Source organism: Streptococcus infantis, from assembly GCF_001579645.1.
Classification (GTDB): Bacteria; Bacillota; Bacilli; order Lactobacillales; family Streptococcaceae; genus Streptococcus; species Streptococcus infantis_E.
The window spans coordinates 1-714 of record NZ_LQZF01000185.1 but is presented as its reverse complement, the minus strand read 5'-3'; the positions used below and the strand labels follow the sequence as shown (position 1 = coordinate 714).

Genomic DNA, 714 nt, shown 5'->3' with positions numbered 1-714 from the left:
AGGTCCCGTAGTGTAGCGGTTATCACGTCGCCCTGTCACGGCGAAGATCGCGGGTTCGATTCCCGTCGGGACCGTTTAAGATAACGGAAGTTATTTTAGACTCGTTAGCTCAGTTGGTAGAGCAATTGACTTTTAATCAATGGGTCACTGGTTCGAGCCCAGTACGGGTCATCATTGCGGGTTTGGCGGAATTGGCAGACGCACCAGATTTAGGATCTGGCGCTTAACGGCGTGGGGGTTCAAGTCCCTTAACCCGCATAATAGAAATAAGCCGGCTTAGCTCAGTTGGTAGAGCATCTGATTTGTAATCAGAGGGTCGCGTGTTCAAGTCATGTAGCCGGCATTTTTTTAATATAACCAAGAGGTCGATGCGAACGTAGTTCAGTGGTAGAACACCACCTTGCCAAGGTGGGGGTCGCGGGTTCGAATCCCGTCGTTCGCTTAGAGAGGCCGGGGTGGCGGAACTGGCAGACGCACAGGACTTAAAATCCTGCGATTGGTAACGATCGTACCGGTTCGATCCCGGTCCTCGGCATATAATGAGCACCCTTAGCTCAACTGGATAGAGTACCTGACTACGAATCAGGCGGTTAGAGGTTCGACTCCTCTAGGGTGCATTTTTTCTATTTAACTCGGGAAGTAGCTCAGCTTGGTAGAGTACTTGGTTTGGGACCAAGGTGTCGCAGGTTCGAATCCTGTCTTCCCGATTGATGG

The 714-nt window shown here is 51.1% G+C and carries 8 tRNA genes; all 8 read left to right on the top strand.

The features are described from left to right. Position 1 precedes the first annotated feature (1 nt). Positions 2–74 (top strand) — tRNA-Asp (locus SINDD18_RS10050). A 24-nt stretch (positions 75–98) separates the two neighbouring features. After that, a tRNA-Lys gene (locus SINDD18_RS10045) sits at positions 99–171 on the top strand. A 5-nt stretch (positions 172–176) separates the two neighbouring features. Further along, positions 177–258: transfer RNA gene (locus SINDD18_RS10040), tRNA-Leu, on the top strand. A 12-nt stretch (positions 259–270) separates the two neighbouring features. Continuing rightward, positions 271–343 (top strand) — tRNA-Thr (locus tag SINDD18_RS10035). 27 nt (positions 344–370) lie between these two features. Continuing rightward, positions 371–442 (top strand) — tRNA-Gly (locus SINDD18_RS10030). 7 nt (positions 443–449) lie between these two features. Further along, positions 450–535 (top strand) — tRNA-Leu (locus SINDD18_RS10025). Positions 536–543: 8 nt separating this feature from the next. After that, positions 544–617: transfer RNA gene (locus tag SINDD18_RS10020), tRNA-Arg, on the top strand. A gap of 16 nt (positions 618–633) precedes the next feature. Continuing rightward, positions 634–707, top strand: a tRNA-Pro gene (locus SINDD18_RS10015). Positions 708–714 lie beyond the last annotated feature (7 nt).